The organism is Pantoea rwandensis, from assembly GCF_000759475.1.
Taxonomy (GTDB): domain Bacteria; phylum Pseudomonadota; class Gammaproteobacteria; order Enterobacterales; family Enterobacteriaceae; genus Pantoea; species Pantoea rwandensis_B.
Genome location: NZ_CP009454.1, coordinates 2,155,696 through 2,181,330, shown reverse-complemented (window position 1 = coordinate 2,181,330; position 25,635 = coordinate 2,155,696). Strand labels below are relative to the sequence as shown.

Here is a 25,635-nt window from a genome sequence, read left to right as displayed (position 1 = left end):
ATAATCTCTGCCTAACAACCTGCTCGATATCTCGACAAAAAATGTCCGAGCCATACATTTATTTTATTGATCCTTCATCTTACATCCCGCAACGAGCAATTTTCTAAATGGCACTAACCGGTTAGGATATATTATTCAAAGATTAACTAATTTAAATTCTATAAATAGCGTCTTTTAAAGAGCGTACACTCTTTATCACCGCTCACCACAGCATCTCAGTGAGATTGTTTTCACCGAAGCTGAATATTGCGGGTAAATGAGAAGGCAAAGCCGGAAAGATCGTTAAGATCACCCCGGCCTTTTATCAGAGATAAGAATTTATTCTTTTCTCAATATATTCAAGAAAATTTTCCGCGTAAATTTCTTTTTTAGTACCATATTCAAGGTAAACCTGATCACCATCACCTATTTTAAAATAAAACTCCTCTCCGAAGTCTGTATTAGATAAAACAAGCTTACCCGATGCCACATTATTTGTTGCAATCGTATTTTGATAGATTATATCACCACCAACAGCTTCATCAAATGAAATGCAATAAATACTATAAATCTCTTCTCCACTGATATCACCACCGCCGTAGAAGTTTAAAAACCACTTATAATCATCCGGTAACTGAACACCCAATGCCTTTTCAGCTTTCTGGATCCACTCTGCTGATGGAGCATCATCTGAGGAGCCAAAGTTACAAATATCCTCATGATTATCAATCAATTTAATTAGTTCATTTCTGTTCATTGATATCCACTCGCTCTAAAAGCCCAGTAATCTTCTCGCCAGGCGTTAAATTCGGTTCTGTTTATGCCTGAAGGAATCGTATTTGGATTGATATGAATAATTCCATGATTAACTTTATGGAATGTCTGACTCATTTCTGCTATTGGTCCATCCTGAGACTGAAGCATGTGATGCAGGTTCACCGCTTTGCCATCGTATCCAACAGGAGCTCTGCCCGTCGCCATCCTTTCAATATTTGTACCTTTAAATACTTTTCCTTTATCACGCCAGGTTGTCATGAGATTTGGATCAAATAAGTCATTACGTTGATAGACCTTATTACCTTTAAAATCAATAGGGTTGTCTTTCCAAAATTCCCTATTTGGTGAACACCCGCTAAGTCCAAGCGGATCTATCCACGTTAGCGCATCTTGCACATACGCATACAAATTCAACCCACCCGCCAGCCCTATCGGATCCAGCTGCGTATACCGCCCACCGCACGGGTCATAGTACCGGAAAGTGTTATAGTGCAGACCCGTTTCACGGTCAAGGTACTGTCCCTGAAACCGCAGATTCTGCGGCACTCTCCAGTCAACCCCACTGCTTTCCCGCTTCGTACGGCCCCAGGTGGTAAATGCCCCCTGCCAGACGGTGTCACCCCGCTTGTCCGTTACCCTGTCCGGCAGTCCATTCATCTCCGTGTGATACCAGTAAACCTCCGCGTGCTGCTGGCTGCTGTCGACCCGCGCAACCGGCTCGTAGCTGTTTTCCGCATACACATACTGCACGGCGGAGTCAGGTCGGCTGTCGCTGTGCTCACCCACCATCTGCATCCCGGACCACGCGTAGTGCGTGCATTCCGGCCGAGCCGCATGGCGTCGCCACACCTGTTTGCCGGTGCGACGCCCCAGCGCATCGTACTGATACTGCGCCCGGCTGTATTCGGCATCCCCTTCAATCAGAACCTCGCATATGCGGTGCTCTTCGTCGTAATTAAAGCGCTGCACAATGCCACGCTGGGTGTCATGGCGCTCCGTCATACGACCAAAACCGTCGTACTCCCAGCGGATACCCGCCAGACGTTTCAGCAGGTTATCCCACACCGGATGCAGATCCTCACCGGTGCGGTTATCCGCCGCGTCATACCAGAAACGTTCTTCGCCACCCGGCTGAATGCTGCGCGTCATTCTGCCCGCCGCATCGTAGCCCCACAGCGACTGGCTGTATTTTTCCGCCGGGCTGGCAGGTGCGCCATCCGTCACGATCTGCCGGATGATCTGATCGGCACGGTCCCACTGGTAGCGACGTTCAGACACCAGACGCTGCCGCAGATTATCAACGCTGCGTCGCCGGGTGATGCGCCCGGCAATGTCGTACTCCGTCTCCAGCTCCAGCTCACCCTGGGTACGGTGCGTTTCGCGATGCAGACGGTCACGCCGGTAGCCCGCCAGCGCATGCGTACGCCCGCCGAGCGTCAGCTGCATCTCCAGCAGATGGCCGGTTCCGTAGCGCAGGAACTGCATTTCCCGTCCGTCAGGGTAGACGGAGGCACTCAGGTTGCCTAGCGCATCATACTGATGATGATAAGTGCCCGAGTGGTTCTGCTCGCTGACCAGCCTGCCCAGCTCATCACGCTGAAAAACGATCACTTCCGCATCCGCCGGTTCACACTCGCTGATCATGGCCTGCCGCCATGCAGCGTAGGGGAAGCGGTGGATCTCCGTGCTCATGGCGTGGTAGCGATACTCGGTGCGGTGCTGTGCCGTTTCGCGCACCGTCATCCTGCCCAGCACGTCGTAGTCGTAATTCACCACCTGTGGTGCCAGCGGGCTGTCCTGCACCGGGTGACGGACCACGCTCTCCACCTGCTGCATGCCGTTGTACTGGTATTCGGTTTGACGTCCGGCGTAGTCCTGCTGCTGCGTCAGCAGCCCGGCCGGAGTGTAGTCAAAATGCCACTGCTGCCGGTTGCCGTTGGTGAGCGTCACCAGCCGCCCGGCCCGGCTGAAGTCATAGCGCGTCACCTGTCCGGCGGGATCGATAGCCTCGATGACCTGCCCGCGCGCATTGAGCGTGACCCGGCGCTCCAGCATGCCGTCGATGTTCTGGCCACACAGCAACCCGGCTTTGTTGTATTTAAACAGCGTTTCCCGCCCGTCGGCGCGCACATAGGTTTGCAGGCGTCCCGCGGCGCTCCACGTGTTACCCTGCGCATGGGTGGTGCTGAGCAGTTTTCCGCAGACGTCGTAGCGGCGGCTATCGCCCACAGGGCGTTGACCGCAGCTGAGCATCACCGGGAAGTGGCTGACTCAGACGGGGTTTGAGGTGAGTATGGGTATGCGCATTCGCGTGCGGGTGATGGACGGCTACCCGAAGATTTCAGCCTGGCCTGTGTGAATGAGGAAGTGGCCCGCTATGTGCAGCAGAAGCGGGACGCCAGACAGACCCGACAACAGATCGAGACCTTGCTAGCGCAGGTCAGCGGCTGACGATAAAAGACGGAAAGATCATTCAGATCTCTTCTGGATTTTTGTAAACATTGTCTAACCATGACTATGCTCGTAATTCGTATAGATCTTTTGCTTCTTCATCCATATCCAGACTGCCAAGTGCTCCAAGATCTAAGCTATAAATTTTATCACTCTTATTCTTTAAGTTGATAAAATACCCTAGACCACCGTCTTGACCAATCAAAAAATAGTCAGGTTCTACATCTTGGACAGTATAGATTTCATTTCTCTCAGCGACACTCATAAAATTAAAAATAAAAACAGAATTATCTTGTTTATCTTTTATCTCATAAACATCTGCATCTTGTACTTCTTCAGATAAAAACCGCTTATAAGCACTTGGAAATGCTATATTTAAATTAATCTCTATAAATCTTAACTCTTCTAAAACTTTATTTTTATCCATTGAGACACCTTAACTTGTGCGTAATGAAATTTCAAATCTCAAACAATGGATTTTTTAGTTACTTAATTTGATTCCATCAAAGTAGTTATATGCATAGAAAAGTAATTTCTTAGCTGGTTACCAGGAAATTTATAATCAAGCATCTCTTGTTAGAGCCTGACAGGTTCTTCAGAAGATGCGGGTCGCGCTGGCGCGATGGGCTGCTGAAACGAAAATCCGGAAGGATCACAGAGATCGTTTTCGGCGTTTTGATTATTATACATCTCATTTATGATAACGTTAGTAAATTACTAATTTTCCTGCTGGCCATTTACCATCCCAGCCACAGGGTATATACCCTAATTCATATACTTTAATAATGGAATCAAAAAAATGTCACCTTTTAAAGGTTTTTTATAGGTATCTTACATCAAAAAATTAAAAAAATCCCATTTAAGATTATCTATTATAATATCCTCACTTACACCTTTATCTCTCAACAATGGAAGAAGCTCATTATCAATTATTTTTTTGCTTCTCGAACAATGACATTCCATTCCTGGTAATCCTTGGTATGTTTTTTCGTCAAGTGGCCAGTTATCTCATTACTGGCTTCAAGAGTAGTATTTTCCCAATCAATATTAGTTATTTCAGTAATAAAATCTGAATCATTTGTTAACTGCCTTACATTCTGCAAAACAGTTTTCTTTCCAATATTTATAAACCAATTAATTTTCAGCAGACGTTATATTGCTAATCTGGATATATTCATGGTTCCAGCTGATTTGTTATTGCTGTAATTCTTGAAATATTCCCCCCACCAACAACATCATACTCCAGACGGGTTTTTATACTATACTTTACTGCTGTATTAACCTCACCTGGAGTATAACCTGTCGCCTATAAAATATTAACACAGATAAAAATAACTTTTTAATATTTTTTCAGCACATTAGGGTTGAAGACTGAAAGTGTTCTTCCATCCCTATTAATTCCACACGGCATGCAGCCTTTTTTGAAAATTAAAAAAACCTCTTCTAGCATTGATCCCTCTAGATATCCCTTCAAATATCTTTGTGTTGCCACCCAGTTAAGCATATTAACAGCTTCATCAGTTACTTCATTAACAAATAAATCATATTCTCCATTGTCTATTAATCCATTTTTCTTTCTCAGTAAAAATGCCTTTCTCTTACGAATATTATCCTTGAGAACATCCCCCTTTAATTTTTTTGCGTTATCAATTATTTCTTTTTGAGAGTTTTTGTAATCTTTATCAAGAATTAAATCAGAGATCAACGCGGAGAAAAAATCACTCCAATTCAGGTATGGTTCACTCAAGTTTTGATCAAAAAGCAATTCCTTAGCTTTTTTTGGATCCAAAACAACATCATAATTTAAAAGGGGTTCACTTGTCCCCGATAGAAAAAGTGCATCATTAATAAAAACTACTGGTTCCATATAATCATCAGATTGAATATTCATTTAATCACCCAAAAATGTCTGACCACAAATTATATACTCTCTGCCTACCAACCTGTTCAATATCTCGACCAAAAATGTCAGAGTTATACATTTCTTTTGATCTTATTGGCACTCCATCTTGCATCCCGCGACGAGCAGTTTCCTGAATGGCACTAACCTGTTTAGAAATATTGCTAGAAGATTGGTTAATGTTAATTCTGTCGAGAGCGTCTTTAACAGCATCAGTATATCCATGATGATTTCCTTGATGTCTTGACATAGCACTTGTTGCATCATCCGCTTTCCGGAGAAAAATACCATTAGAAGCATCATCAATATAGTAGTTAATCTTCTTCAAGGCTGGATGATTGGCTAATTCTTTCGGAATAATATGGTGCGCCTGATAACCTTTCCAAGTTGTAGAGCGCGGGAGGCCCATAGACTCCATCATATTTCTTCCAAGTCGTGTAGAACATCCTTCTAACCCTAAGGGATCTATCCACGTTAGAGGGTTCATCACATAGGCTGTGACATTCAACCCACCCATCAACCCTATCGGGTCAAGCTGCGTATACCGCCCTCCGCACGGGTCATAGTACCGGAAAGTGTTATAGTGCAGACCCGTTTCCCGGTCAAGGTACTGTCCCTGAAACCGCAGGTTCTGCGGCACTTTCCAGTCAACTCCACTACTTTCCCGCTTCGTGCGGCCCCAGGCGGTAAACGCCCCCTGCCAGACGGTGTCACCCCGCTTGTCCGTCACCCTGTCCGGCAGGCCATTCATCTCCGAGTGATACCAGTACACCTCCGCGTGCTGCTGACTGCTGTCGACGCGCGCTATCGGTTCGTAGCTGTTTTCTGCATAGACATACTGCACTGCGGCATCGGGTTTGCTGTCGCTGTGCTCACCCACCATCTGCATGCCGGACCACGAGTAGTGCGTGCATTCCGGCTTCACAGCATGACGCCGCCAGACCTGCTTGCCGGTGCGGCGCCCCAGCGCATCATACTGATACTGCGCGCGGGTGTAGTCGGCATCACCCTCTATAAGCACCTCACGTATGCGGTGTTCATCGTCGTAATGAAAGCGCTGCACAATACCGCGCCGGGTGTCGTGCCGTTCCGTCATACGACCAAAACCGTCGTATTCCCAGCGGATACCCTCGAGACGCTTCAGCAGATTATTCCACACCGGGTGCAAATCCTCGCCGGTGCGGTTATCCGCCGCGTCATACCAGAAACGTTCCTCGCCGTCCGGCAGAATGCTGCGCGTCATTCTGCCTGCCGCATCGTAGCCCCACAGTGACTGGCTGTATTTTTCTGCCGGGCTGGACGGGGCACCATCGGTGACAATCTGGCGAATGATCTGATCGGCACCGTCCCACTGATAGCGCCGTTCAGATACCAGACGCTGCCGCAGGTTATCCACGCTGCAGCGCCGGGTGATGCGCCCGGCAATGTCGTACTGCGTCTCCAGCTCCAGCTCGCCCTGCGTGCGGTGAGTTTCGCGATGCAGACGGTCACGCCGGTAGCCCGCCAGCGCATACGTGCGCCCGCCCAGCGTCAGCTGCATCTCCAGCAGATGGCCGGTGCCATAGCGCAGGAACTGCATTTCGCGCCCGTCAGGGTAGACCGACGCGCTCAGGTTGCCCAGCGCATCATACTGATGGTGATAAGCGCCAGAGTGGTTCTGCTCGCTGACCAGGTTGCCCAGCGCGTCACGCTGAAACACGATCACTTCCGCATCCGCCGGTTCACACTCGCAGATCATCGCCTGCCTCCATGCGGCGTAGGGGAAACGATGGATCTCGGTGTTCAGCGCGTGGTAGTGATATTCGCTGCGATGCTGTGCCGTTTCGCGTGCCGCTATCCTGCCCAGCACATCGTATTCGTAATTCACCACCCGCGGTGCCAGCGGGCTGTTGGGCACCGGGTGGCTGATCACGCTCTCCACCTGTTGCACACCGTTATACTGGTATTCGGTTTTACGTCCGGCGTAATCCTGCTGCTGCGTCAGCAGCCCGGCCGGAGTGTAGTCAAAACGCCACTGCTGCCGGTTGCCGTTGGTGAGCGTCACCAGCCGCCCGGCCCGGCTGAAGTCATAGCGCGTCACCTGTCCGGCGGGATCGATAGCCTCGATGACCTGCCCGCGCGCATTGAGCGTGACCCGGCGCTCCAGCATGCCGTCGATGTTCTGGCCACACAGCAACCCGGCTTTGTTGTATTTAAACAGCGTTTCCCGCCCGTCAGCGCGCACATAAGTTTGCAGGCGTCCCGCGGCGCTCCACTGGTAGCGGTCGGTGTTGCCCTGCGCATCGGTGGTGCTGAGCAGTTTTCCGCAGGCGTCATACTGGCGCTGGCTCTGGTAACCCGAGCAGTCCTCTTCACGTATCAGCTGCCCGCGCATGTCCCACCAGAACTGATGGCTGTTCTCCAGCGCGTCGATACGGCGCGTCAGGTCGCCCTGATCGTTCCACTCAAAGCGGGTCACGCCACCGGCGGGATCGGTCATCGCGACCACATCCCCCGCCAGGTTATAGTCGTACTGCCACTGCGCGCCATCCGGCAGCACCTCTTTGAGGGGCAACGCGTATAGCGGATGCCAGGTGGTGATGCGGGTACGATTCAGCGGGTCACGCTCCATCGTCTGATTGCCGCGTTCATCCCAGGCGTATTCCCAGCGTGCGCCACCCGGCTGCGTCATCGCTAGCAACTGTTCGCTGTCGCCGCTCCAGGTATATGACCAGTGTCCGCCGTGTGCATCGGTCCATGCGGTGATGCGGCTCAGTGCATCCCAGTGGTGCTCGCTGCTGACGCCTTCATCATTACTGACACGCGCTACTCGCTGTTGCTCATCCGTTTCAATGCGCCAGCTCTCCAGCACGTCACCCTGTTCGTCACAAACCTGATAAGCATCGACACGCCAGTGCCGTGAGTTGAGTGCGGGCCGCCACTGATACTGGACCTTCAGTCCGGTGGAATAGCTGTGCCACGCCAGCATATCGCTCGCCTGATCCCAGCCGTAACGGCGCGTGACGACAGCGTCGGCGTCCGTCACTGTTGTCAGCTGCCCCAGCGGGTTATATCCGTAGGAAACCAGCAGATGGCGTGCCCCTGCCGCAATTTGATAAACCGCGCTCAGGCGTCCGGCATGCGTGCCATACTCCAGCTCCACGTCCAGCGCATCGTTATCGCTGGAGATGCGCACCAGTCTGCCCTCGTCGTTCCAGCTGAAATGCTGCACGTTTTCATGGCGATCATAAATACGGTGGATGCGCCATTCACCCGGTCGCGTAGGGTCCGGCTCAAACAGCTGATGCTCACCTTCGCTGGTCTGCATCACCATCGCGCCGTTTGGGCTGCAAAACAGCTTCAGCCCCTCGCCCTGGAAATCAATCACGTCGCCCGCGCGCACTTCCCCCATGCCCAGCTCACGGCCGGTCATATCCAGGTAGATCAGCTGATTATCCGGCAGGCGCCAGATACGCACCTCAAACGGCAGCATCCAGCCGGTGCCGAGCATCCCGGTCGCCAGATTGCGGCTGTGGTAGATGCGCTGCCAGTAAAGCGGCATGCGGTCCGGCAACACAAAATCGAGATCCTCTTCCCGTGCCAGAATTTTCGCCCCGGTGGCAATATTCACCGGGTGTAGCGTCTGGACAGCGCCTTCCATCACGATATTCCCGCCGATGGGGCAAACGATATCTTTTGCCAGCCCGCGTAAAATCAGGCGGCTGAAGCCGAAGCGGTAGAGCTCCGGCAGAATACCTACCAGCGCCCCGCCAATCAGGTTACCGGCCATGTATGCCCAGATGTTTTTACCGCTGTGGATATCGCGCACCGTGATGGTATCGCCACCGATGCGTACGCGCGGGTTTTCGCTCAGTTTGATCTCCGCTTCACAGGTACTTTTGTGGCCGTTACGTGCGGCAGGCTGATTGTTGATCAGCACCTTTTTCGAGCCCTGCGCAATAAAATTGCTGCTGGTGACCATATGACCTTTAGTACAGGCCACGGTATCGAGCGGCAGTGGGGTTGCATACGGACTGGCGCTCTCCACCACAGGCTGCATCAGGCTGGTCCAGACGTTCTTGCCCCACTCCTTTACATCATCCACTGAGAGATGGCTGGCGCGCTCGGCTACCGCCATCAGCGCGGCACCAGGGTTAAGCGCGGTCTTCATCGCCGCCGCCACACCGGTCAGTGCTAGCATGCCAACCGCCGCCCAGTCGATGCCATTGTCAACCGCGGCGGGCGCGTTGAGGTAATCACGCGACACGCTGCCCGCCGCGCGCGCGGCCAGCTTCCCTTTGATATGGACGTTGCCGGACCCGCTGACAATAAACGCATCCGGCGGTCCTGGGTCGATCAGGCTGTCGACCAGCGATGCCGCCGCGTTGCCGATCTTCTCCAGCCCTCCACTGAACACCAGCGTAGCAATGGCCACGCCACCCAGCAGCGCCCCAACGCCGGTGCCGGCGGCGATCATGATGCCTGCGACAATCGCTCCTTCCACCAGGCCGCCGACAAAATCCGCCAGCGCCGAACTGTGTACCAGCGGATCGCCAATGCGCGCCGCGAGATAATCTGTCATCCTCAGCCTCCCGGTTGCAGACCCGCTTTGATCGCGGTCCAGAAGGCATCGCCATCGGCATCAAACGGCTGCATGCGGCTAAGGGTAAACGCCAGCAAGTGGTCATCCACCCGCGCCACGGCGAGTTTTTCATATACCATCACATGTTGATTTTCGAAGCGCAGCGCCACCTCGCGGGCAGGGATCCCGGCGATGTTGCTATCTGCAACTTCACTCAGCACCACCTTTTTCATATTGCGTTTAATTTTGCCCAGTTGCTGGCTGAGGTATTTCTCCTCATCCCCTGCCGGGACATCCCAGGCTCGGGTAATGACCAACGTCGCATCAGCGAATTTTAGCACATTGATGCTGTGGTCTTGGACTGCGGCGGGCAGGTTAAGTACGCCTTCTGAGAGGGCAAAAGGGACGGTTTTCATGCTTTATCTTTTCCTTGATCAAATGCCGCTTTAACGGCGTCCTGGATTTGCGCTGGAGTGGGTTCCACTGCGGGTAATGCTCCGGGTTGTTTCAGGTTCAGATCCAGCGTACCGCCGGTGTTGATCTGCCCGGTGCCGGAGGCATCGATATTAAAATTCACGCACTGCAACGTGACCTGGCCGTTTGCGCCTAATTCCAGCACCGATTGGCCCGCCACCAGACGAATGCCGCTGTCGGAAGCCTGCACAATTGCCCCCTGCACTCGTTGGATAAAACCACCGCCCACCAGTTGGGAATGGGCCAGTTGCGTTGCCTCCGTGTGGCTGCCCGACACCGTGCCGTTGTAGTCCTGGGTGACACTGACGGTACGCGAACCACCCACGCTGTGGGTTTCGTCGTTTTTAACATTGGTATCCATGTTCTTCTGCGCCTGAATCCACAACTGCTCCTGCCCAGACTTATCCTCGAAGCGCAGGGCATTGGCGGTTTCTGCGGTGCCATCTTTGGTACGGCTGAGGAAGCCCATCTGGGTTGCACCGGCAGGCAGCGCCCAGGGCGGCATACTCGCCTCGTTATAGACGCGGCCAATGATTAGCGGACGATCCGGGTCACCATTGATAAAATCCACCACCACTTCGTCGCCGACACGCGGGATCTGCACGCCGCCAAATCCCTGACCCGCCCAGGCGCTGGAAACACGCACCCAGCACGAGCTGGTATCATCGCCCTTTGCCAGCCGGTCCCAGTGAAACTTCACCTTGACCCGGCCATAACGGTCGGTCCAGATCGACTCCCCCTTTGGCCCCACCACTTTCGCGGTCTGTGGGCCGTGGGTTTTTGGCCATGGCGTGCGGGGTGGCGCACGGAACGTGATCGCGTTCGGCAGCACGGTAAAGATGATGTTGTGCGAGGAGGTAATATTGCCGCTGGCATAGCTGTTTTCTTCGAATTTATATTCGGCACTGGTGGTGAGATAAGTGCCGTTATCGCTGAAATGCGGCGCATCCAGCAGCCCGAAGGTGTAACCAGGCGCAATGCCGGTCGCCGTACCTGTACCACTGACGCTGTGATGCTCCACTTCCCACACTTCCTGGCGGATGCGGGTATAAAACTCGCCGTGGCTGTGGTCAACAAAATGGCCCGGCCAGTCGTAGACATCCACCGTTCCTGGCGTGGGCGCCACCGGGTTCTGCCGCGCCTGTAACATCCAGGCATTGGGTTTACGGAAGTCATAGTCATCCGTGCTGTACATCCCCGGCGTCACGCTCTCGGCCAGTGACCACTGACTGATCCCCTCTTCCGTTATGCTGCCACCGGAAGGAGCAACGTGGTAAGGAATGGTGGCATAGCCACTGAACGGCTGATGCTGGTCGGCTGCATCGCACAGAACCAGCGTATGTTTATCGGATTCGTGGCGGAACCAGTAGTAGATCCCCTCCAGCTCCATCAAACGGCTGATAAAATCGAAGCTACTCTCCTGATACTGCACGCAGTATTCCCACACCCGGTAGCTACTGGCGAGTTTTGACTCGACATTGACGTTGTACTCTTTCAGCAACGTCTGCACGATTTGCGGCACAGTCTGGCTCTGGAAAATACGCAGGTTACGATCACGCTTCATCGGCCACACATCCGGCTCGACGGTCAGGGCATGAACCGCATAGCGCGAGCCATTCAGCTCCTCACTGCGCACGGCCACGCGGGTGATTTTGCCGTTGAAGTAACGTGGCGTAAGCAAGTTCTGTGTCGGCAGGGTAAAAGTCACCGACTTGCCCAGCAGTGCATGGCGATCGATGCGCGCATCGGTCGCCAACAACTCCGCCTGGAGGGTGAATGATTCCGACAGGGCTTCACGCCCGCTGAGTTTCCAGAACAGCAGGCCCTCCGTGGGCAGCTGGACGGTGATGCGTGAGAACATAAGTAAATCCCGGAAAATAATTAACTGTGAGGATCGAGCAGCCAGACACCTTCCGCACTGATGGTGAGTGTCTGTTCACGAGCGCCGTTATGGCTGCTGATAGAGAAGGTGTAGTTGCCCGGAGCCAGTTGCAGCGCGGCAAAACCATTCGCCGCAGGCACCACGGCCTGCTGTTTGCCGTTGACCTGCACGTGTTCGCCCGATTGCAGACGGATGTAGACCTGTGCCACTGGTGCCGGGGGCGGTGCGGGTTCCACTTTAGCCTGTGCGGTCTGGACTTCGGCCTGGGACACCGGTTTCTCTGCCACCACCGGGGGCAGTGTAGCCGGTTGAGCCACCGTGGCGTTTTGCGCCTGCGCGGGCACGTCATCACCGCCTCCGGCCATCAATACCCCCACGCCCAGCCCGACCAGCACACCCGCCGCCACCAGGCCTGGCAGCGCAAAGCGGTGTTGCAGGAAACGTTTCGCTGGCGATAACGGAGCCTCGGCTTCCACCTCTTCGATCGGCACCAGCATGGTGCCCGGCCCACTGATTTTCGCCGCGAGCAAGGGTTCAGATTCGCGCTCGGGCAGCGCCATCAGTTCCGCAAACGCATCGATGTTTTGTGGGCGATCCTCGGCTTTCAACGCCAGTGCCTGGTCGACCGCATTCAGCAGCGCCGTGGAATAGCCAGCAGGGCGACTTTGCACCAGTGGCTGGTAATTATCTTCGATGCTGCGCACCACGCTAACCGGCGGCGGCGCACCGGTGATTAACATGTGCAGTACTGCCCCTAGCGCATAGATATCAGTCCAGGCACCCTGCTCGCTTTCATCGTTGTCGCTATACTGCTCGATCGGCGCAAAACCAGGACGCAACATGGTCTCGCTTTCATCAGACAGGTTACCGATGGTTTTACGTGCGGAACCAAAATCGAGCAGTACGGGTTCGCTATTGCTCAGGATCTGGATGTTATCGAGCGAAATATCGCGGTGCAGATAGCCAGCGTCATGAATGGTTTTTATCGCCCCGAGCAATGGGGGGAGTAGACGACGGATCCAAGCTTCGTCGATTTGCTGTGGATTGCGCACACGTACATTAGACAAAGTGGTGCCACTGTAAAACGTCGTCCCCATATAGGCGGTGTCATTCTGCACCCAGAAGCGCAGCACATGTAACAGGTTGGGGTGATTAAAACGTGCCAACAAGCGCGCTTCCTGGATAAAACTGTTCAGACCGGCGTGGAAGGTTTTGCTGAACCGCTCACTGCGCAACACCAGATTCAACCCATCGCTACGCACCGCCAACGAGGCCGGCATAAACTCTTTGATGGCGATATCGCGCTCCAGCTGATGATCCCAGGCGCGATAGACGATGCCAAAGCCGCCACCACCGATGACTTCTTTTATCTCAAACTCATTAAACCGATAACCCAGCGGCAAGGCGTTGGGTACATTGAGGTGATTATCGTGTTCCGACATAGACGAAAACTCTCTGATAACGAACGGCTTTAGACATCAAACTGGCAAACAAACTCACCCTGTTCACAACGCACCAGCACCCGACGGTAACGTTCATCGCGGGCGTGGGCGCTGAGCAGTATCTGGCTCATTTGCGGCAACAGGGTATTAGTGAGAATGGCATCGACCATACGTCCGCCGGACTCCACTTCGGTGCAGCGCTGCACGATCTGGCTGACGACGCTATCTTCAATTTCCGCTGAGATTCCGTGGTTCTCCTCAAGACGGCGCACAATGCGCGCCAGTTGCAATCGGACGATCTGTGCCAGCATCGCATCGCTGAGCGGGTAGTACGGCACCACCAGCAGGCGTCCAAGCAGCGCGGGCGGGAACACCTCCAGCAGCGGCTTGCGCAGTGCATTGCTGAGCGCGTCAGGTTCCGGTAACAGTTCCGGATCGGCACACAATGCGCTAATCAGCTGTGTGCCCACATTGGAGGTCAGGATGATGATGGTGTTACGAAAATCGATATGGCGTCCTTCACCATCTTCCATCCAGCCTTTGTCGAACACCTGGAAGAACAGTTCATGCACATCCGGATGTGCTTTCTCGATTTCATCCAACAGCACCACACTATAAGGCCGACGGCGAACCGCCTCGGTCAGCACACCCCCTTCGCCGTAACCGACATAGCCCGGAGGCGCGCCTTTCAAGGTGGAAACGGTGTGTGCTTCCTGGAATTCACTCATATTGATGGTAATGATGTTCTGCTCGCCGCCATACAGCGATTCGGCCAGCGCCAGCGCGGTTTCGGTTTTCCCCACACCAGACGGGCCACACAACATAAACACGCCGACCGGTTTGTTGGGGTTATCCAGACGGGCGCGTGAGGTGCGCACACGTTTCGCAATCAGATCCAGCCCATGGCGCTGGCCGATGACTCTTTGGTTCAGGGTTTCCGCCAGGTTCAGCACCGCATCGATCTCGTTTTTTACCATGCGTCCTAAGGGGATGCCGGTCCAGTCTGCCACTACGGCCGCCACCACGCTGGCATCCACGGCGGCAAACAGCAGCGGTGCTTCACCCTGCAATTCATGCAACTGCTGCCGGGTGGCATCCAGCTCACTGCGCAGCGCAGTTTCATCTTCAGTGACACAACGTGCACGCAACGCGATAAGTTGATCCACCAGCGTTCGTTCCTGCTGCCAGCGCGCGGTCAATGCCTCTCGCGTAGCGCTGAGTGATGCCTGCTGCCGGGCAATTTCCTGCTGGCGCTCTGGGGCACCGAGCCCGACTTTCGCCTCGCGCCCAGCGATTTCCGCTTCAATGTCGAGTGCCGCCAGACGATGCAAACAATCTTCCAGCGCCGGAGGCTGTGCCCCCTGACTGACGGCGACCCGTGCGCAGGCAGTATCCAGCAGCGCCACTGCTTTATCCGGTAACTGCCGCGCCGGGATGTAGCGGTGCGACAGCTTGACCGCTGCACTGACCGCTTCATCCAGCAGTAGCACCTGATGATGTTTCTCCAGCGCACTAACCGTACTGCGTAGCATCTGGATGGCTTTGGCTTCATCCGGCTCCTGCACCTGCACGGTCTGGAAGCGACGCGTCAGTGCCGGGTCCTTCTCGATATATTTTTTATATTCGGCCCAGGTAGTGGCGCCGATGGTGCGCAGCTGTCCGCGCGCCAGTGCCGGTTTTAGCAGATTAGCGGCATCACCCGTGCCTTGCTGTCCACCCGCGCCGACCAGGGTGTGAATCTCATCCACAAACAGCACAATCGGGGTCGCGCTCGACTGCACTTCGTTGATCAACGCTTGCAGACGCGCTTCAAACTCCCCCTTCATCCCCGCACCGGCCTGCAACATGCCGATATCCAGCAGCCAGAGTTGTACATCGCGTAATGGCGCAGGCACATCACCCGCAGCAATGCGCAGTGCCAACCCTTCCACCACCGCCGTCTTGCCGACACCGGCTTCGCCGGTCAGTAGCGGGTTGTTCTGGCGACGGCGCATCAATATATCCACTATCTGACGAATCTCTTCATCGCGCCCGGAGACCGGATCGATACGGCCCTCACGCGCTCGCTCAGTAAGATCCTGGGCGTACTGCGCCAGGGTGCTGCTGCCGGTGGCTGCCGGAGCTGCAGCAACATCCGGTTGGGACAGCGCCTGTTGCGCCTCTTTACTCTGGCTCAGTAAAGCATCGAATTGATCCAACAGCGCATCGACGTTAATGCGTGCAAACTGCGCTGAAATACCTTTCAGCACACTGGCGAGGCTGTAGGTTTTAAGCAGACCGACCAACAGATGACCGCCACGAATACGGTTTGCTCCGTATTTGAGCGAGGCATAGACCCAGGCGCGCTCCACGGCACTGTCGATGTGCTCGGCAAGATCGGAGACGGCACTCGCACCGCGTGGCAGACGGTCAAGCGCCGCCACGATATCCCGCGTCAGCGCGTTTTCATCCAGTGAAAAATGACTGATTATCTGCTGTAAGTCCCCGTCCTGTTGCTGCATCAGTTGATGCAACCAGTGCACCAACTCGACATAGGGATTGCCGCGCAGCTTACAAAAGGCGGTGGCGCTTTCCAGCGAGGTAAATAACAGCGTGTCCAGTTTGCCGAATAACACGGCGCGGCTGATTTCTGACATATCGAATCTCTGTAATAGAAGAAGCAGGCTATGTGACAGGAAAAGGCGATGGGCTAGCGCGAGGCTGCCTCAACTTCAAAAACAAAATCTTCACGATCGGCAGGCTGTTCTGGTTGTCCCAGCCAACTGGTGTAACCGAGTCGGGCGCTGCCGCCCAAGGTCGTACCCTCAACCTCATTCGCGGCAAGGATTAGGCTAAGATCCCACTGCATTTCAATACCGATGTAGTGCTGCACCCAGTCGCGCACTTCACATGCCCCTGGCGCATCGGGTAAGAAGTGGGCATATTGCGCGGCGGTGAGTGGTCCCAAACGCAGGCGAAAACGGTGCTGCACATCGCGCACCGCCACCCCGAGAAAAGCCGACTCACCCAGGCGTGGCATGTGCCGCCCGGCGGCCAGGCGTGCCTGATCGCGGCTATCCAGCGTCAGCCACTGCGGTTGGTTTTGCTCAAGCCGCACCGGGATACCAAAATAGAGGCGCAAAATGCGCACCAGACCCTCCGCATCATGTCCGTGGCGACTGAGATGCCCCACCAACATCAGGCGCGCATGCAGGCTCAGCGAGCTGGCCTGTTGCTGAGCCGGAAAACCAATCCCGGCCAGACAGGCGAGATAATCCTGAAAACGTTTATCATCGCCGCGATCGAGAGAAGCGGTCGGCTGCGCATCCGCCCAGGCGCGGTAAAACAGTAAAGCGGCCCGGTGATGAAACAGGTCTGCAAAAGCCGCCAGACTGTGATCCTGATGATGGTCGATACGCTCGCGAACATATTCAGTCAAGTGTGTAGGTAGCGGCCCGTTAGGGCCAAACAGGCCAAAGCTGTAGATGGAGACATCATGACGCCCCTCTTCTTTGCGCTCGCGCACCGAGGCGAGCGTCGCCGGGGCGAAGGTCAGGGAGGGCATCTGGCCGATGCGCAGGCTTTCGAACTTTGGCAGGGGTGCACGCCCCAGCGCATAACGCTGACCACTTTGCGCATTTAACCGACGCAACAGTTGGAACAGGTCATAGCGCCAGGGAGTCGCCATCACCGCTGGCCAGAAATCGTCCGGCAGACGGCTGGCGCGCGATAGATGGATAATCTGTGCAACCTCACTCATAGCAGCGCCTTCTTGCCCATACGCGGCGGCCAGTAACCCACTTCGCCACGTTGCTGGCTGCTCAGCGTCAGTTCGGTGAAACTGTTGAGCGCCACCAATCGCGAGAAGACCCGTTCCAGCACGCTGCCAAACAGCCATGGACTGGCTCCGGAGAACACCTGCTCATCCACTTCCAGCGCAATACTGACCCCACGTGCAAACACGACGGGCCCCGGTTCCGGCACTCGCCGATGTACCGCACTCAGTTGGCAATGGCGAATGCCCTCAATCTGGCGCGCCACTGGGGCTTCCGCCAGATTGGCGTACAGACTTAATAACTGGCGCAAGGCGGCTGCCCCTTCCCCGTCAGCGCTGTCCATCAGGCTCAGATAGTTCATTTGCAGATGGCTTATCAGCCGCCAGGAGGATAAGCCTTCTGCCAGCGCCGGACGCGGTGGCGTTGGCCCTTTGCACAATGTCAGCTGACTCACCGGGATTGAATCCGGCATCACAAACTGGCCGTGTTCCGGTTGCAGCAGCATCAGCGGTAAATCGCGGCTGGTACACATGACCTCAGCGGAGAGATGCCGCATATCATCGCGCCACGGTGTGTGATGTTCATCCACCAGCGAGAGAAACACTTCAGAGCCAATATAGCCGGTGCGAGTGCCATAGCGTTGCGCATGCTCAGACAGCGTGCGCTGTTCACGACGCAGGGAAAAATAGGCGCCGTAGTCACCGTTATCCGCGCTGAAGGTGCTCCAGAAGGGTCGGAATACCTGCTCCTCGCGCTGCCCTTGTACGCTGGCAAACAAGCGTTGCACCGAATGCACTTCGTAATCCAGCGGGCGTATATTATCCACCACCAGGTGATATTCATGTTGGCTATCGCTGACTTTTAGTCGCTCTGCCATTTTCGGGAACAGGTTAATCACCGGCGTACAATGCAGCGCCAGATGGCTGCGATCCACCACACTCTCGAGTTCGGCATCGGCCTTATCCAGCAGAATAATGATGTCGAAGGCTGTGGCATGTTCGCAACGGCACAATAGCGCCGCCAGTTGATGCAGGCTGATAAACTGAAACCTTGCCGGAAAAGCAAAATATTCCTGCAACAGACGGTAGCCATCGAAGTTGCGCAAATCGTCCGGTAACAATGCCTGCTCCGGCGCAAAACCTTGTTGTTGCAGCGCGTTATCGGCCAGTACCTGACGCTGCGGCTGTGGCTCCACCGATTGCAGCACGATGCCCACACGATGCTGCATCAACAGTTCCAGCAACCTGAGCGCCTGAATATCCGGGCCGCTGAGGTAAAGCATCAGTTCATCGATTGTCAGTTGGCTTAGGGAGGAAACGCCTTCACACTCAATTCTGATGCGTAATGCGCTGGCTGCACCCAGACCGCTCAATTTCAGCTCACCCAGCGGGATGTCACCGGGTACGCCACCGAGCGTCACATTGCTGATGCGTAACGGATGCAACATCACGTCATGCGCCGTGGTATAGCTACAGGTGACGCCCGATTTCTTCAGGCTCTGGCTCTCCATCATGGTGCCACGCGGCACCCGAAAACCGTTGCTGATATCCCCTTTGCGGCTATCCGGCGTCAGTTGGGCAATCGCCATTGAAGGTGTTGGCGCTAAATAGCCTGGTGCAATCATCTCCAGCAGGCGCTGGGAAAAACGCGGGAATTCCGCATCCATTTTTAGCTGAACGCGTGAGGTGAGAAACGCAAAGCCTTCCATTAAGCGTTCAACGTAAGGATCGGCGATATCAATGCCGCGCATCCCCAGCCGTCCTGCCACTTTGGGATAACGTTCGGCAAACTCGGCGCCCATCTCACGCAGATAGGCCAGTTCACGGTTGTAGTAGTCGAGCAGTTTGCTGTCCATGATTACCCCGCATCCTGGAGTTCGAAATGGCCATTTTCAAGATCGACCTGGGTACGAAACAGAAATTCCAGCGGATAAGGCACACACCACAGACGACCTTTGATCTCAATCGATAACACGTTGTGCAGGTCTAGCGCCGTCAGATCGCTGACACAACGGACCTGCAAACCCTGTGGCAGTATGCGTGGTTCAAAATGCAAAATGGCGTTGGTCATTTTGCGCTGGATGTCCTGCCATTCGATATCCGACATGTTTTGTCCGGCCAGCGGCGCGACACCGAAATTCCATACCGATCGCTGTACCTCACCAAACGGGTTGAGATCCTGCTGCGCTTCGTTATTGATGGTGTTAAACAGCCACTGTAAATCGCGCAGCACATGGCGGCGTAGCGTGTTATGGGTAATCAGCACGCTATTCCCCGGCTCTCTCCGTTTGTCCGGTGCATCATCTGTCAGGCGATCGAGCAGCGAGGACTGCAGCTTGTCGCGTGAGGTCAGCGTGTCGCGGGTTTTACGCGCACGATAGCCGCCGTGCAGCTGTGCATAGCCGTCTTCACGACTCATAAGCTGGCCCGATATCGTTAAAAGTGATGCGCTGAAGTGTCATCAGTGAGAATTCCGCGCTGTCGCTTAGCCAGACTTTCTGTCCCAGACCGATAAACTGGCTGTCAACGTTGCCCAGCGGCTGCCATTCGGTGACGCTGGCGCGCAGCCAGGATTCCTCCGCTTGCGCCGGTAAGGGATAGCGCACCGGAATCTGGCACACCTGTTCACTGCCATCCACCAGTTGGATCAGCGTATGACGCCACACCAAATCCGTTACGCTGGCCGGTGCCTGGAACTGCATTTCCCGGATAGCGGCAAACGGCACCCAGTAATAACGACCATTGACGATGGCTTCACATACCGGACCAAAACGGCTGTCGCCATCCATCAACCACGGGAACGCCACTGACTGGTCCTGCTGCTCTAAGGTACCGGGATTGACGTCGGCTTGCTCCAGCGTCTGCTGGCGTAGCGCCGTGCCGCGTGCTTCATCCCCCTTGACCTCGGCTTGCAACGCCGCCAGCAGGGTTTCACTCCATTCCCATGCACTGCCTGGCAGTTGGGGCTGCGACTCACCGCGTAACACCGCCGCACGTTGTAATTCCCCGGTAATCGCCTGTTGCAACAGAGTGATGGTGGGTTGTGCCTGCGGGGTAAGCGCCAGCCAGGATTGCAGTTGTGTCTGTGCACGCGTCCAGTTACCGGCCAGACACAGCAGTTGTACAAATGTGGCACGCAGGTTGGCATCGGCAGGATTGGCCTGAATCTGCGCCGTGGTACGGGCCAGATTCTCTGCCAGTGATGCATCAGCCAGACGTTGTTGTAAAGACTCCATGCAAACTCCTTTTGCGCTAGTTAAGGGTGCGGTAAGCCGCTGCGGCCGGATCTTTCAATTCCGGATGCAGTTGCTCCACCAGTTGTACTTTCAGCGGCGCGGCGCTTTTCAACCACGGCGACCAGACTTTACGTACTTCCTGCAAGCGGGCGCGCAGTGCGCTTTCATCTGCTGCATCGCTGGCGTGCATCTGCACTACCACCTGATCCGGTGCCTGCCAGCCATTAAATTGGGTACTGAACGGCAGCACCAACCAGCTTTCCGGGGATTTCTCATTCGCCAGCACCATACGTTCACGGTTGACGGTGGTGATGGTTAGTTCGCTGGTCGACTGCCCGCTGCTTAAACCGGCAATCGGGAAACCTTGTAAATAAGTAACAGAGACTGATTTTGTGGCCCCGTTACCCATCTGTGTCAGATTGCTGTTGCCGCTCAACCAGCCATCCTTGCCACACACCAGCCCCTGCTTTGTCGGCACAAAGATGGCGCTGGATTGAGCCGGTTGCTGCCACCAGGTGCGGAAGTGGCAGCCATCCAACAGACTGAATTGCTGCCAGGGCGTGGTGTCCGCAGGCGGTGAACTGATAGTCGGTGTCGGGGTGGCTACCTGAGGTGTTGGGATCGCCGCCTGCGGTGGCGGGGTAACCACCGGCTGCCAATCTTTCGTCCGCTCAGCAGTACCTTCTGCCAGTGCATTACCTTCTGCATCCTGCAATTGCCAGTGCAGTTGTTGCAGCGATTTGCACTGCGACGCCATTAACCCGGCGACACGCGGCAGGAAGCCATCCAGCACGCTGGCACTTTTTTCACCTTTGCTGACGATGCGTAGATCCACACTCTTCTGACACCAACTCGCCAGCTGGTTATCTTTGACGTCATCGATCCAGACATCCAGTTTCTGTGCCGGGGACTGCACAATGCGGTAGTTCTCAGCCAAGGCCTGTGTACTCAGTAGCAGCGCAGCCAGCCCCAATAATCCATATTTCATGTTGGCGTTCTCAATCGCGAAGAGGGAAAAACTGCGCCGCATCTGAGAGCGAGTGCAGTAAGGTGGTGTCCTGAGGTGAACCAACCCACACGGCTAGCGCACTAAAGTTGTCCTGCTGCCCCTGTTCCGGTTGTTCGTTTTTAATGATTTGCTGCATCAGCGTGAGCCACTCTTGCGGCGTGTTGACCATATGCAGTGACTGCTGCATCTGTTCCAGCGTGACCCCATGCCAGAAGCCGTCGGTACACAGGAGAAAGGCATCACCATCCTCAATCGCCACCACATCGCTGTAGCTGGCATCACGCTGCTCGTCGCCCATACCGAGCGCGAAATAGAGCAAATTGGTGTTGATGCCCTCGGTCTGATGCCCGGCATCTTTCATTTGCTGCACCAGGCTGTGGTCAGTGGTGACGTGGAAGAGATAACCGCGTCGAAACAGATAAAGGCGACTGTCACCGGCGTGTGCCCAGTAAGCCAGGCCGTAATCACGATCGATAAACAGGCTCACCAGTGTTGTGCCCATCCGGCTGTGCTCGCTGCTGGCCTTTTGTTGCTGACGGATGGAGTGATTCGCGTGATTGACATAGTTACGTATCGACTGCGCATTCAGATGGGTTTCGCCGTTAAACGTCTCCATTAAACTGCTGCGGGCGATAGTGGCAGCGACGTCTCCACCCGGGAAACCGGCCACGCCGTCACAGACGACAAAGCAGGCTGAACGTTCACCGATAATCTCACCGGTCTGATCCTGATTGCTGGCGCGGTCGCCCTGATTCGACGTGGAAGCAATAGTGATATTCATGCGTCATCCGTGTGGGTTTGTGAATCTTTATACTGATTAACTTCCATGTCGTAGGCGTGCAGGAAAGCTTCGCCAAACAGGGTGTGAAAGTCATCTTCGATCTCGCCAGCAGTTTCGCCGTAGCGCTCGACAAAATGCTCCCACAACGCCGCTTTACGGCTCCCCGGCAGACCAAGGCGAGATACGGAACCTGCCTCGCGCGCTTCTGCTTCTAGCTGATCAGGATTAAAGGATTGCAGCATAGAAGCGATGATGGCGCGGATACCGGCGATCATCCCTAACTGGTGCGCCTGAAGATCGATCAGCGCATCACGTACCGCCTGGCGCGGCGGCATAAAGCCGGGCATCCGGCTACCAAACATCTGCATCAGCACGGTTTTGCCAGAGGGCAGCAGTTTGAACGGGTTATTGGCATCGTCGAGGATCACCGTCATATCTGCTTTTACGCCACGCTTGAGAATGGAACGTGATGAGAGCAATGCGACGGTACCCTGCGAGAACATGCTGAGCATCTGGCCAAACTGGCGCATCTGATCGCAATCGAACTGCGGCGTGGGCTGCAAATCCTGTAGACCCATTCCTTCCAGCAAGGCATCCAGTAACTCACCTTTCAGCGCATCACCACTGCTTTGAGCCGCCGCCTCGCGCTGGCTGTGAGACGCCACCGGATCAATGCGCAGACGCCCTTTCGGGGTAGGTGATGGAGTACGCTGCACCGCCTGCGGCGTCGGCAAGGTGATACCACCATATTCAAGCGGTGTCGGGCTGGTTTCGGTCGGTTCTTCAGCTTCTTCAGCTTCTTCAGCTTCTTCAGCTTCTTCAGCCACTATTGGCGCAGGCGCCGTGTCGGTATCATCAAATAATGGCGAGCTGCTAAGTTCAGCCAGATCAACGGCGTCAGGCGCGACCGAAGCTGGCTTTAGCTCTGGTTCTGGTTCTGGTTCTGGTTCAACTTCTGGCAGCGGCGGTACTTCGGGTTGCGCCAGCGGAACCGCCCCGCTCATCATTAAACCTAGTGGGTCATCGTGATGGCGGGGATCGGGGGTATTCTGGCAGCCAAACAGACTAAGAGGATCCAGCTCATCAGGCTGCTTCTCAACCGGTGCAGAGGCCGCAACACTCTTCTGCCCGACCAGCGCGCTCGGGGTCGCATCATCAAAAATGCTGTCCTGGGCAAACAACGCATCCTCTTCATCAAACAAACTGCGATGAGTCGGCTGTTGGCCGATATCCAGTGGCGCATCACTAATCAGCGCAGCCAGTGGATTTTCCGGATTACGTTCGGCGGCAGCGGGAGCAGTCAGCGGATGAGCTTCGGATGACGCTGGCGCAGGTTTTTTACGTTGCGATAAATCGTCAGAGATGGAAAATTCTTTCGCCAGGCTGTCCCAGATCTCACTGGGGATTGCGGCAGTGCTGCTCACCGCTGTGGCTGGCTCATCGACAATGATTGCCGCTTTGGCGGCTGGCTTAGCGACCACGCTGGCAGACGATGCGGCGTGAGTATCGTTAACCAGCAACTGATAATCATCAATGCCAATAATATCGCCGTCCTGCAATTCCACCTGACGCCCACGTTCCAGCGGAATATCGTTAAGAAGCACGCGAGTGACATTACCACGGTTGGTCAGACGACATTCACCGTCAGCAGTAATATGCACAATGGCCTGTAATCGGGAAATGGTACGGTCATCATCAGGTAATACCAGATTGTTATCCACCCCACGACCAATGGTGCCGCCGGGAGGTAAGAAGTCAAAGAGAGTCTGCGGCGGCTGATGGCCGGGTTTAGTCGTTATTATCGTAAAGCGCATAACGGATTCCTGCGGTTGGCTGTTCGGCATCTATATCGCGCCTCTCTCGTGAAAGAGGCGGAATATAGGAAGCGTTTTTATGATGGGCTACGGCGCGATTTATCGCGCTCTTTTTAGCTGGTTGATTATTAGTTTAAAACTGCGCGATAAATCGCTTCACTACAGAATGTGGGATTTATCAAAAAAAGATGAGAGAGAAGATATAATAATTAAACAATTAGAAATTTTATTTGTCTTGAGTTTATTACAAGCAGCGGCCCCCAAACAGGAGTCAGCAAGAAGAAGTAATTAGCAATAATTATTCATAAGGAATCGATTTAAGTTGCTCAACACGTTCCAGGTCAACTCTGGCAATGCATTTATCCTTAAGCGCATCGTAAGTAACGGTTCCTTTCTCAGCCATAAAAGACTCAAGGTTACATTGACCATCGCGATACTTTAGCCAGCCGCGCTGTGACTCGGTTAAGGTTAACGTATAGCTTTGCAAAGCTGCCGGTGAAGCGGAATACTCAGCCGCGATTCTATTCTTTGTTGCGAGATACTCTTCATTTAACGTTTTTTCTGCTGTCTGTTTTGCGGATTTAAAGCAGGAGAAAACCTCACCATCATTCACAGCTTTGCCGCAAACATCCTCTGCATTAGCGTAATTCTGTAACACACCGATAAACAGAAAGACAATGATTCCCTTTTTCATACCAACGTCCTTATCGTTTAAAATTTTTCAGCGTCCTTATGAAGACCGCTGAGTTTTACTTTAGATAGGCCTTGCGTAATTCAGCAATAGATTTCAGCGAGGAGTTCTGGAATTTTTCCGTCGTACTATTATCATAGTAAACACCAATACCCGCTTTAAGCCCCATAACATTGTAGCGGCGCGATTTATCGCGCACCTTTGAAAAGAAACTAAATCGCGCCGCTACAAATTACTGCAGAGTTAACAAATAAATAATATTACGCTTCTTTGTTTTCTTTAATGTTCCAGCCTGAGCTGCTTTCTGCACCTTTACCACCAGAAGAGCTCTGCTCCCAATACTGCTGCTTAACTTTAGAGGCCTGGAAAGAATAGCTCATTCCCAGCGTATCGCCATTGTCAGAGCCATTATAGTTCACATTAGTTACCAGCACGTCTTCCAGTGTAATGCGAGCATATTCAACCTGAGTGCCACCCGCTTTACAGATAGAGAGTTCGACTTTCGTGAGATGCTTACCGCTGGCGCAGTTCTTCAGTAGCGCAGTGGTGGATTTATCGATCAGTGCATTGACGTGCAGATCGTTGAAATTAACCTTACCCGCACCGCCGCCACCGCCAACAGACATATTGCCTGGTTGAGTAGCTCCCCATGAGAAAGAGGTAATATCGGTCCAGCCAGTGTGGTTTGAGTCTTTAGACTCGCCGGTAACGCCGTCGACCTTCATAAACATATCAATAGCCATTATCTTTCTCTCTTAATTGATTGAGATTGTTGCTTTAAAAAAAGCAAGGATATGGCAAAAAGAAAAGCATGGGGCTGAATAAAACAGTCCATATTTTACCTTTGCCTTGCTTCTGAAACAGTGTCGTAAACAATATTTCAG

19 protein-coding genes and 2 pseudogenes are annotated in these 25,635 nt (G+C 54.2%); 2 read left to right on the top strand and 19 right to left on the bottom strand.

Annotation, left to right across the window (positions count from 1 at the left end):
* Positions 1 to 304: 304 nt before the first annotated feature.
* The 3 genes and pseudogenes from LH22_RS09915 to LH22_RS09910 all read right to left on the bottom strand — a co-directional run.
* On the bottom strand, positions 305 to 736 hold the full coding sequence (locus LH22_RS09915) for an SMI1/KNR4 family protein (protein WP_038646176.1): 432 nt from the start codon (positions 734 to 736) through the stop codon (positions 305 to 307).
* A pseudogene (locus LH22_RS20865) lies at positions 733 to 963 on the bottom strand (HNH/ENDO VII family nuclease); the annotation flags it as partial. The gene LH22_RS09915 and the pseudogene LH22_RS20865, both read right to left, overlap by 4 nt.
* A 147-nt stretch (positions 964 to 1,110) precedes the next feature.
* Positions 1,111 to 2,973 (bottom strand): annotated as a pseudogene (locus LH22_RS09910) (RHS repeat-associated core domain-containing protein); the annotation flags it as partial.
* A 28-nt stretch (positions 2,974 to 3,001) separates the two neighbouring features.
* On the opposite strand from LH22_RS09910, the gene LH22_RS21030 reads away from it, so the two are divergent.
* Positions 3,002 to 3,115, top strand: coding sequence for a SymE family type I addiction module toxin (locus LH22_RS21030; protein ID WP_081946751.1), 114 nt, complete (start codon positions 3,002 to 3,004; stop codon positions 3,113 to 3,115).
* Positions 3,116 to 3,271: 156 nt separating this feature from the next.
* Here the strand turns inward: LH22_RS21030 and LH22_RS09905 are convergent, their stop codons facing one another.
* The 14 genes from LH22_RS09905 to tagH all read right to left on the bottom strand — a co-directional run bounded on the left by LH22_RS09905 (position 3,272) and on the right by tagH (position 24,060).
* Positions 3,272 to 3,634 (bottom strand): hypothetical protein, encoded by a 363-nt coding sequence (locus LH22_RS09905; RefSeq protein ID WP_038646174.1) that lies wholly within the window; start codon positions 3,632 to 3,634, stop codon positions 3,272 to 3,274.
* A gap of 912 nt (positions 3,635 to 4,546) precedes the next feature.
* Positions 4,547 to 5,098 carry a hypothetical protein gene (locus tag LH22_RS09900; protein WP_038646171.1) on the bottom strand — a complete coding sequence of 184 codons (552 nt, stop codon included), beginning with the start codon at positions 5,096 to 5,098 and terminating at the stop codon, positions 4,547 to 4,549.
* A gap of 4 nt (positions 5,099 to 5,102) precedes the next feature.
* Positions 5,103 to 9,668 carry an RHS repeat-associated core domain-containing protein gene (locus tag LH22_RS09895; RefSeq protein ID WP_038646169.1) on the bottom strand — a complete coding sequence of 1,522 codons (4,566 nt, stop codon included), beginning with the start codon at positions 9,666 to 9,668 and terminating at the stop codon, positions 5,103 to 5,105.
* Between the two features lie 2 nt (positions 9,669 to 9,670).
* Positions 9,671 to 10,084 carry a DcrB-related protein gene (locus LH22_RS09890; protein ID WP_038646166.1) on the bottom strand — a complete coding sequence of 138 codons (414 nt, stop codon included), beginning with the start codon at positions 10,082 to 10,084 and terminating at the stop codon, positions 9,671 to 9,673.
* Entirely contained in the window at positions 10,081 to 12,003 is a 1,923-nt protein-coding gene (locus LH22_RS09885; protein ID WP_038646164.1) for a type VI secretion system Vgr family protein, read from the bottom strand. The genes LH22_RS09890 and LH22_RS09885 overlap by 4 nt, the downstream gene beginning before the upstream one ends.
* A gap of 20 nt (positions 12,004 to 12,023) precedes the next feature.
* Positions 12,024 to 13,466: a serine/threonine protein kinase gene (locus LH22_RS09880; protein WP_038646162.1), complete on the bottom strand. Its 1,443-nt coding sequence runs from the start codon at positions 13,464 to 13,466 to the stop codon at positions 12,024 to 12,026.
* A 29-nt stretch (positions 13,467 to 13,495) separates the two neighbouring features.
* Positions 13,496 to 16,102, bottom strand: a complete 2,607-nt coding sequence (tssH, locus tag LH22_RS09875; protein WP_038646161.1) for a type VI secretion system ATPase TssH — start codon at positions 16,100 to 16,102, stop codon at positions 13,496 to 13,498.
* Between the two features lie 53 nt (positions 16,103 to 16,155).
* The gene (tssG, locus tag LH22_RS09870; protein WP_038646159.1) at positions 16,156 to 17,205 is read right to left on the bottom strand and encodes a type VI secretion system baseplate subunit TssG; all 1,050 of its coding nucleotides are present in this window, start codon (positions 17,203 to 17,205) and stop codon (positions 16,156 to 16,158) included.
* Positions 17,202 to 19,076 (bottom strand): type VI secretion system baseplate subunit TssF, encoded by a 1,875-nt coding sequence (tssF, locus tag LH22_RS09865; RefSeq protein ID WP_038646157.1) that lies wholly within the window; start codon positions 19,074 to 19,076, stop codon positions 17,202 to 17,204. The genes tssG and tssF overlap by 4 nt, the downstream gene beginning before the upstream one ends.
* 2 nt (positions 19,077 to 19,078) lie before the next feature.
* The gene (tssE, locus tag LH22_RS09860) at positions 19,079 to 19,639 is read right to left on the bottom strand and encodes a type VI secretion system baseplate subunit TssE (RefSeq protein ID WP_038646155.1); all 561 of its coding nucleotides are present in this window, start codon (positions 19,637 to 19,639) and stop codon (positions 19,079 to 19,081) included.
* On the bottom strand, positions 19,629 to 20,456 hold the full coding sequence (locus LH22_RS09855) for a type VI secretion system accessory protein TagJ (RefSeq protein WP_038646152.1): 828 nt from the start codon (positions 20,454 to 20,456) through the stop codon (positions 19,629 to 19,631). Before LH22_RS09855 ends, tssE begins: the two co-directional genes overlap by 11 nt.
* 16 nt (positions 20,457 to 20,472) lie before the next feature.
* A complete protein-coding gene (locus LH22_RS09850) occupies positions 20,473 to 21,444 on the bottom strand; it encodes a hypothetical protein (protein ID WP_038650010.1) in 972 nt (323 codons plus the stop codon).
* 10 nt (positions 21,445 to 21,454) lie between these two features.
* Positions 21,455 to 22,246: a PP2C family protein-serine/threonine phosphatase gene (locus LH22_RS09845; protein WP_038646150.1), complete on the bottom strand. Its 792-nt coding sequence runs from the start codon at positions 22,244 to 22,246 to the stop codon at positions 21,455 to 21,457.
* Positions 22,243 to 24,060, bottom strand: a complete 1,818-nt coding sequence (tagH, locus tag LH22_RS09840; protein WP_038646148.1) for a type VI secretion system-associated FHA domain protein TagH — start codon at positions 24,058 to 24,060, stop codon at positions 22,243 to 22,245. The genes LH22_RS09845 and tagH overlap by 4 nt, the downstream gene beginning before the upstream one ends.
* Positions 24,061 to 24,139: 79 nt before the next feature.
* Between tagH and LH22_RS09835 the strand changes: the two genes are divergently transcribed.
* Positions 24,140 to 24,352: a hypothetical protein gene (locus LH22_RS09835; RefSeq protein ID WP_038646146.1), complete on the top strand. Its 213-nt coding sequence runs from the start codon at positions 24,140 to 24,142 to the stop codon at positions 24,350 to 24,352.
* Between the two features lie 6 nt (positions 24,353 to 24,358).
* Here the strand turns inward: LH22_RS09835 and LH22_RS09830 are convergent, their stop codons facing one another.
* Positions 24,359 to 24,754, bottom strand: coding sequence for a lysozyme inhibitor LprI family protein (locus tag LH22_RS09830; RefSeq protein ID WP_038646144.1), 396 nt, complete (start codon positions 24,752 to 24,754; stop codon positions 24,359 to 24,361).
* 257 nt (positions 24,755 to 25,011) lie between these two features.
* Complete coding sequence (locus LH22_RS09825) at positions 25,012 to 25,494, bottom strand: Hcp family type VI secretion system effector (RefSeq protein ID WP_038646141.1); 483 nt, start codon at positions 25,492 to 25,494, stop codon at positions 25,012 to 25,014.
* Positions 25,495 to 25,635: the final 141 nt, after the last annotated feature.

Bases quoted from the DNA above. Each gene is read 5' to 3' on its own strand.
- LH22_RS09905 (WP_038646174.1), bottom strand. From the start codon at position 3,634: ATGGATAAAAATAAAGTTTTAGAAGAGTTAAGATTTATAGAGATTAAT.
- LH22_RS09825 (WP_038646141.1), bottom strand. From the start codon at position 25,494: ATGGCTATTGATATGTTTATGAAGGTCGACGGCGTTACCGGCGAGTCT.
- LH22_RS09900 (WP_038646171.1), bottom strand. From the start codon at position 5,098: ATGAATATTCAATCTGATGATTATATGGAACCAGTAGTTTTTATTAAT.
- LH22_RS09885 (WP_038646164.1), bottom strand. From the start codon at position 12,003: ATGTTCTCACGCATCACCGTCCAGCTGCCCACGGAGGGCCTGCTGTTC.
- LH22_RS09880 (WP_038646162.1), bottom strand. From the start codon at position 13,466: ATGTCGGAACACGATAATCACCTCAATGTACCCAACGCCTTGCCGCTG.
- LH22_RS09915 (WP_038646176.1), bottom strand. From the start codon at position 736: ATGAACAGAAATGAACTAATTAAATTGATTGATAATCATGAGGATATT.
- LH22_RS09855 (WP_038646152.1), bottom strand. From the start codon at position 20,456: ATGGAGTCTTTACAACAACGTCTGGCTGATGCATCACTGGCAGAGAAT.
- tagH (WP_038646148.1), bottom strand. From the start codon at position 24,060: ATGCGCTTTACGATAATAACGACTAAACCCGGCCATCAGCCGCCGCAG.
- tssG (WP_038646159.1), bottom strand. From the start codon at position 17,205: ATGAGTGAGGTTGCACAGATTATCCATCTATCGCGCGCCAGCCGTCTG.
- LH22_RS09895 (WP_038646169.1), bottom strand. From the start codon at position 9,668: ATGACAGATTATCTCGCGGCGCGCATTGGCGATCCGCTGGTACACAGT.
- LH22_RS09835 (WP_038646146.1), top strand. From the start codon at position 24,140: ATGATGGGCTACGGCGCGATTTATCGCGCTCTTTTTAGCTGGTTGATT.
- LH22_RS09850 (WP_038650010.1), bottom strand. From the start codon at position 21,444: ATGAAATATGGATTATTGGGGCTGGCTGCGCTGCTACTGAGTACACAG.
- tssE (WP_038646155.1), bottom strand. From the start codon at position 19,639: ATGAGTCGTGAAGACGGCTATGCACAGCTGCACGGCGGCTATCGTGCG.
- LH22_RS09830 (WP_038646144.1), bottom strand. From the start codon at position 24,754: ATGAAAAAGGGAATCATTGTCTTTCTGTTTATCGGTGTGTTACAGAAT.
- LH22_RS09845 (WP_038646150.1), bottom strand. From the start codon at position 22,246: ATGAATATCACTATTGCTTCCACGTCGAATCAGGGCGACCGCGCCAGC.
- LH22_RS09890 (WP_038646166.1), bottom strand. From the start codon at position 10,084: ATGAAAACCGTCCCTTTTGCCCTCTCAGAAGGCGTACTTAACCTGCCC.
- tssH (WP_038646161.1), bottom strand. From the start codon at position 16,102: ATGTCAGAAATCAGCCGCGCCGTGTTATTCGGCAAACTGGACACGCTG.
- tssF (WP_038646157.1), bottom strand. From the start codon at position 19,076: ATGGACAGCAAACTGCTCGACTACTACAACCGTGAACTGGCCTATCTG.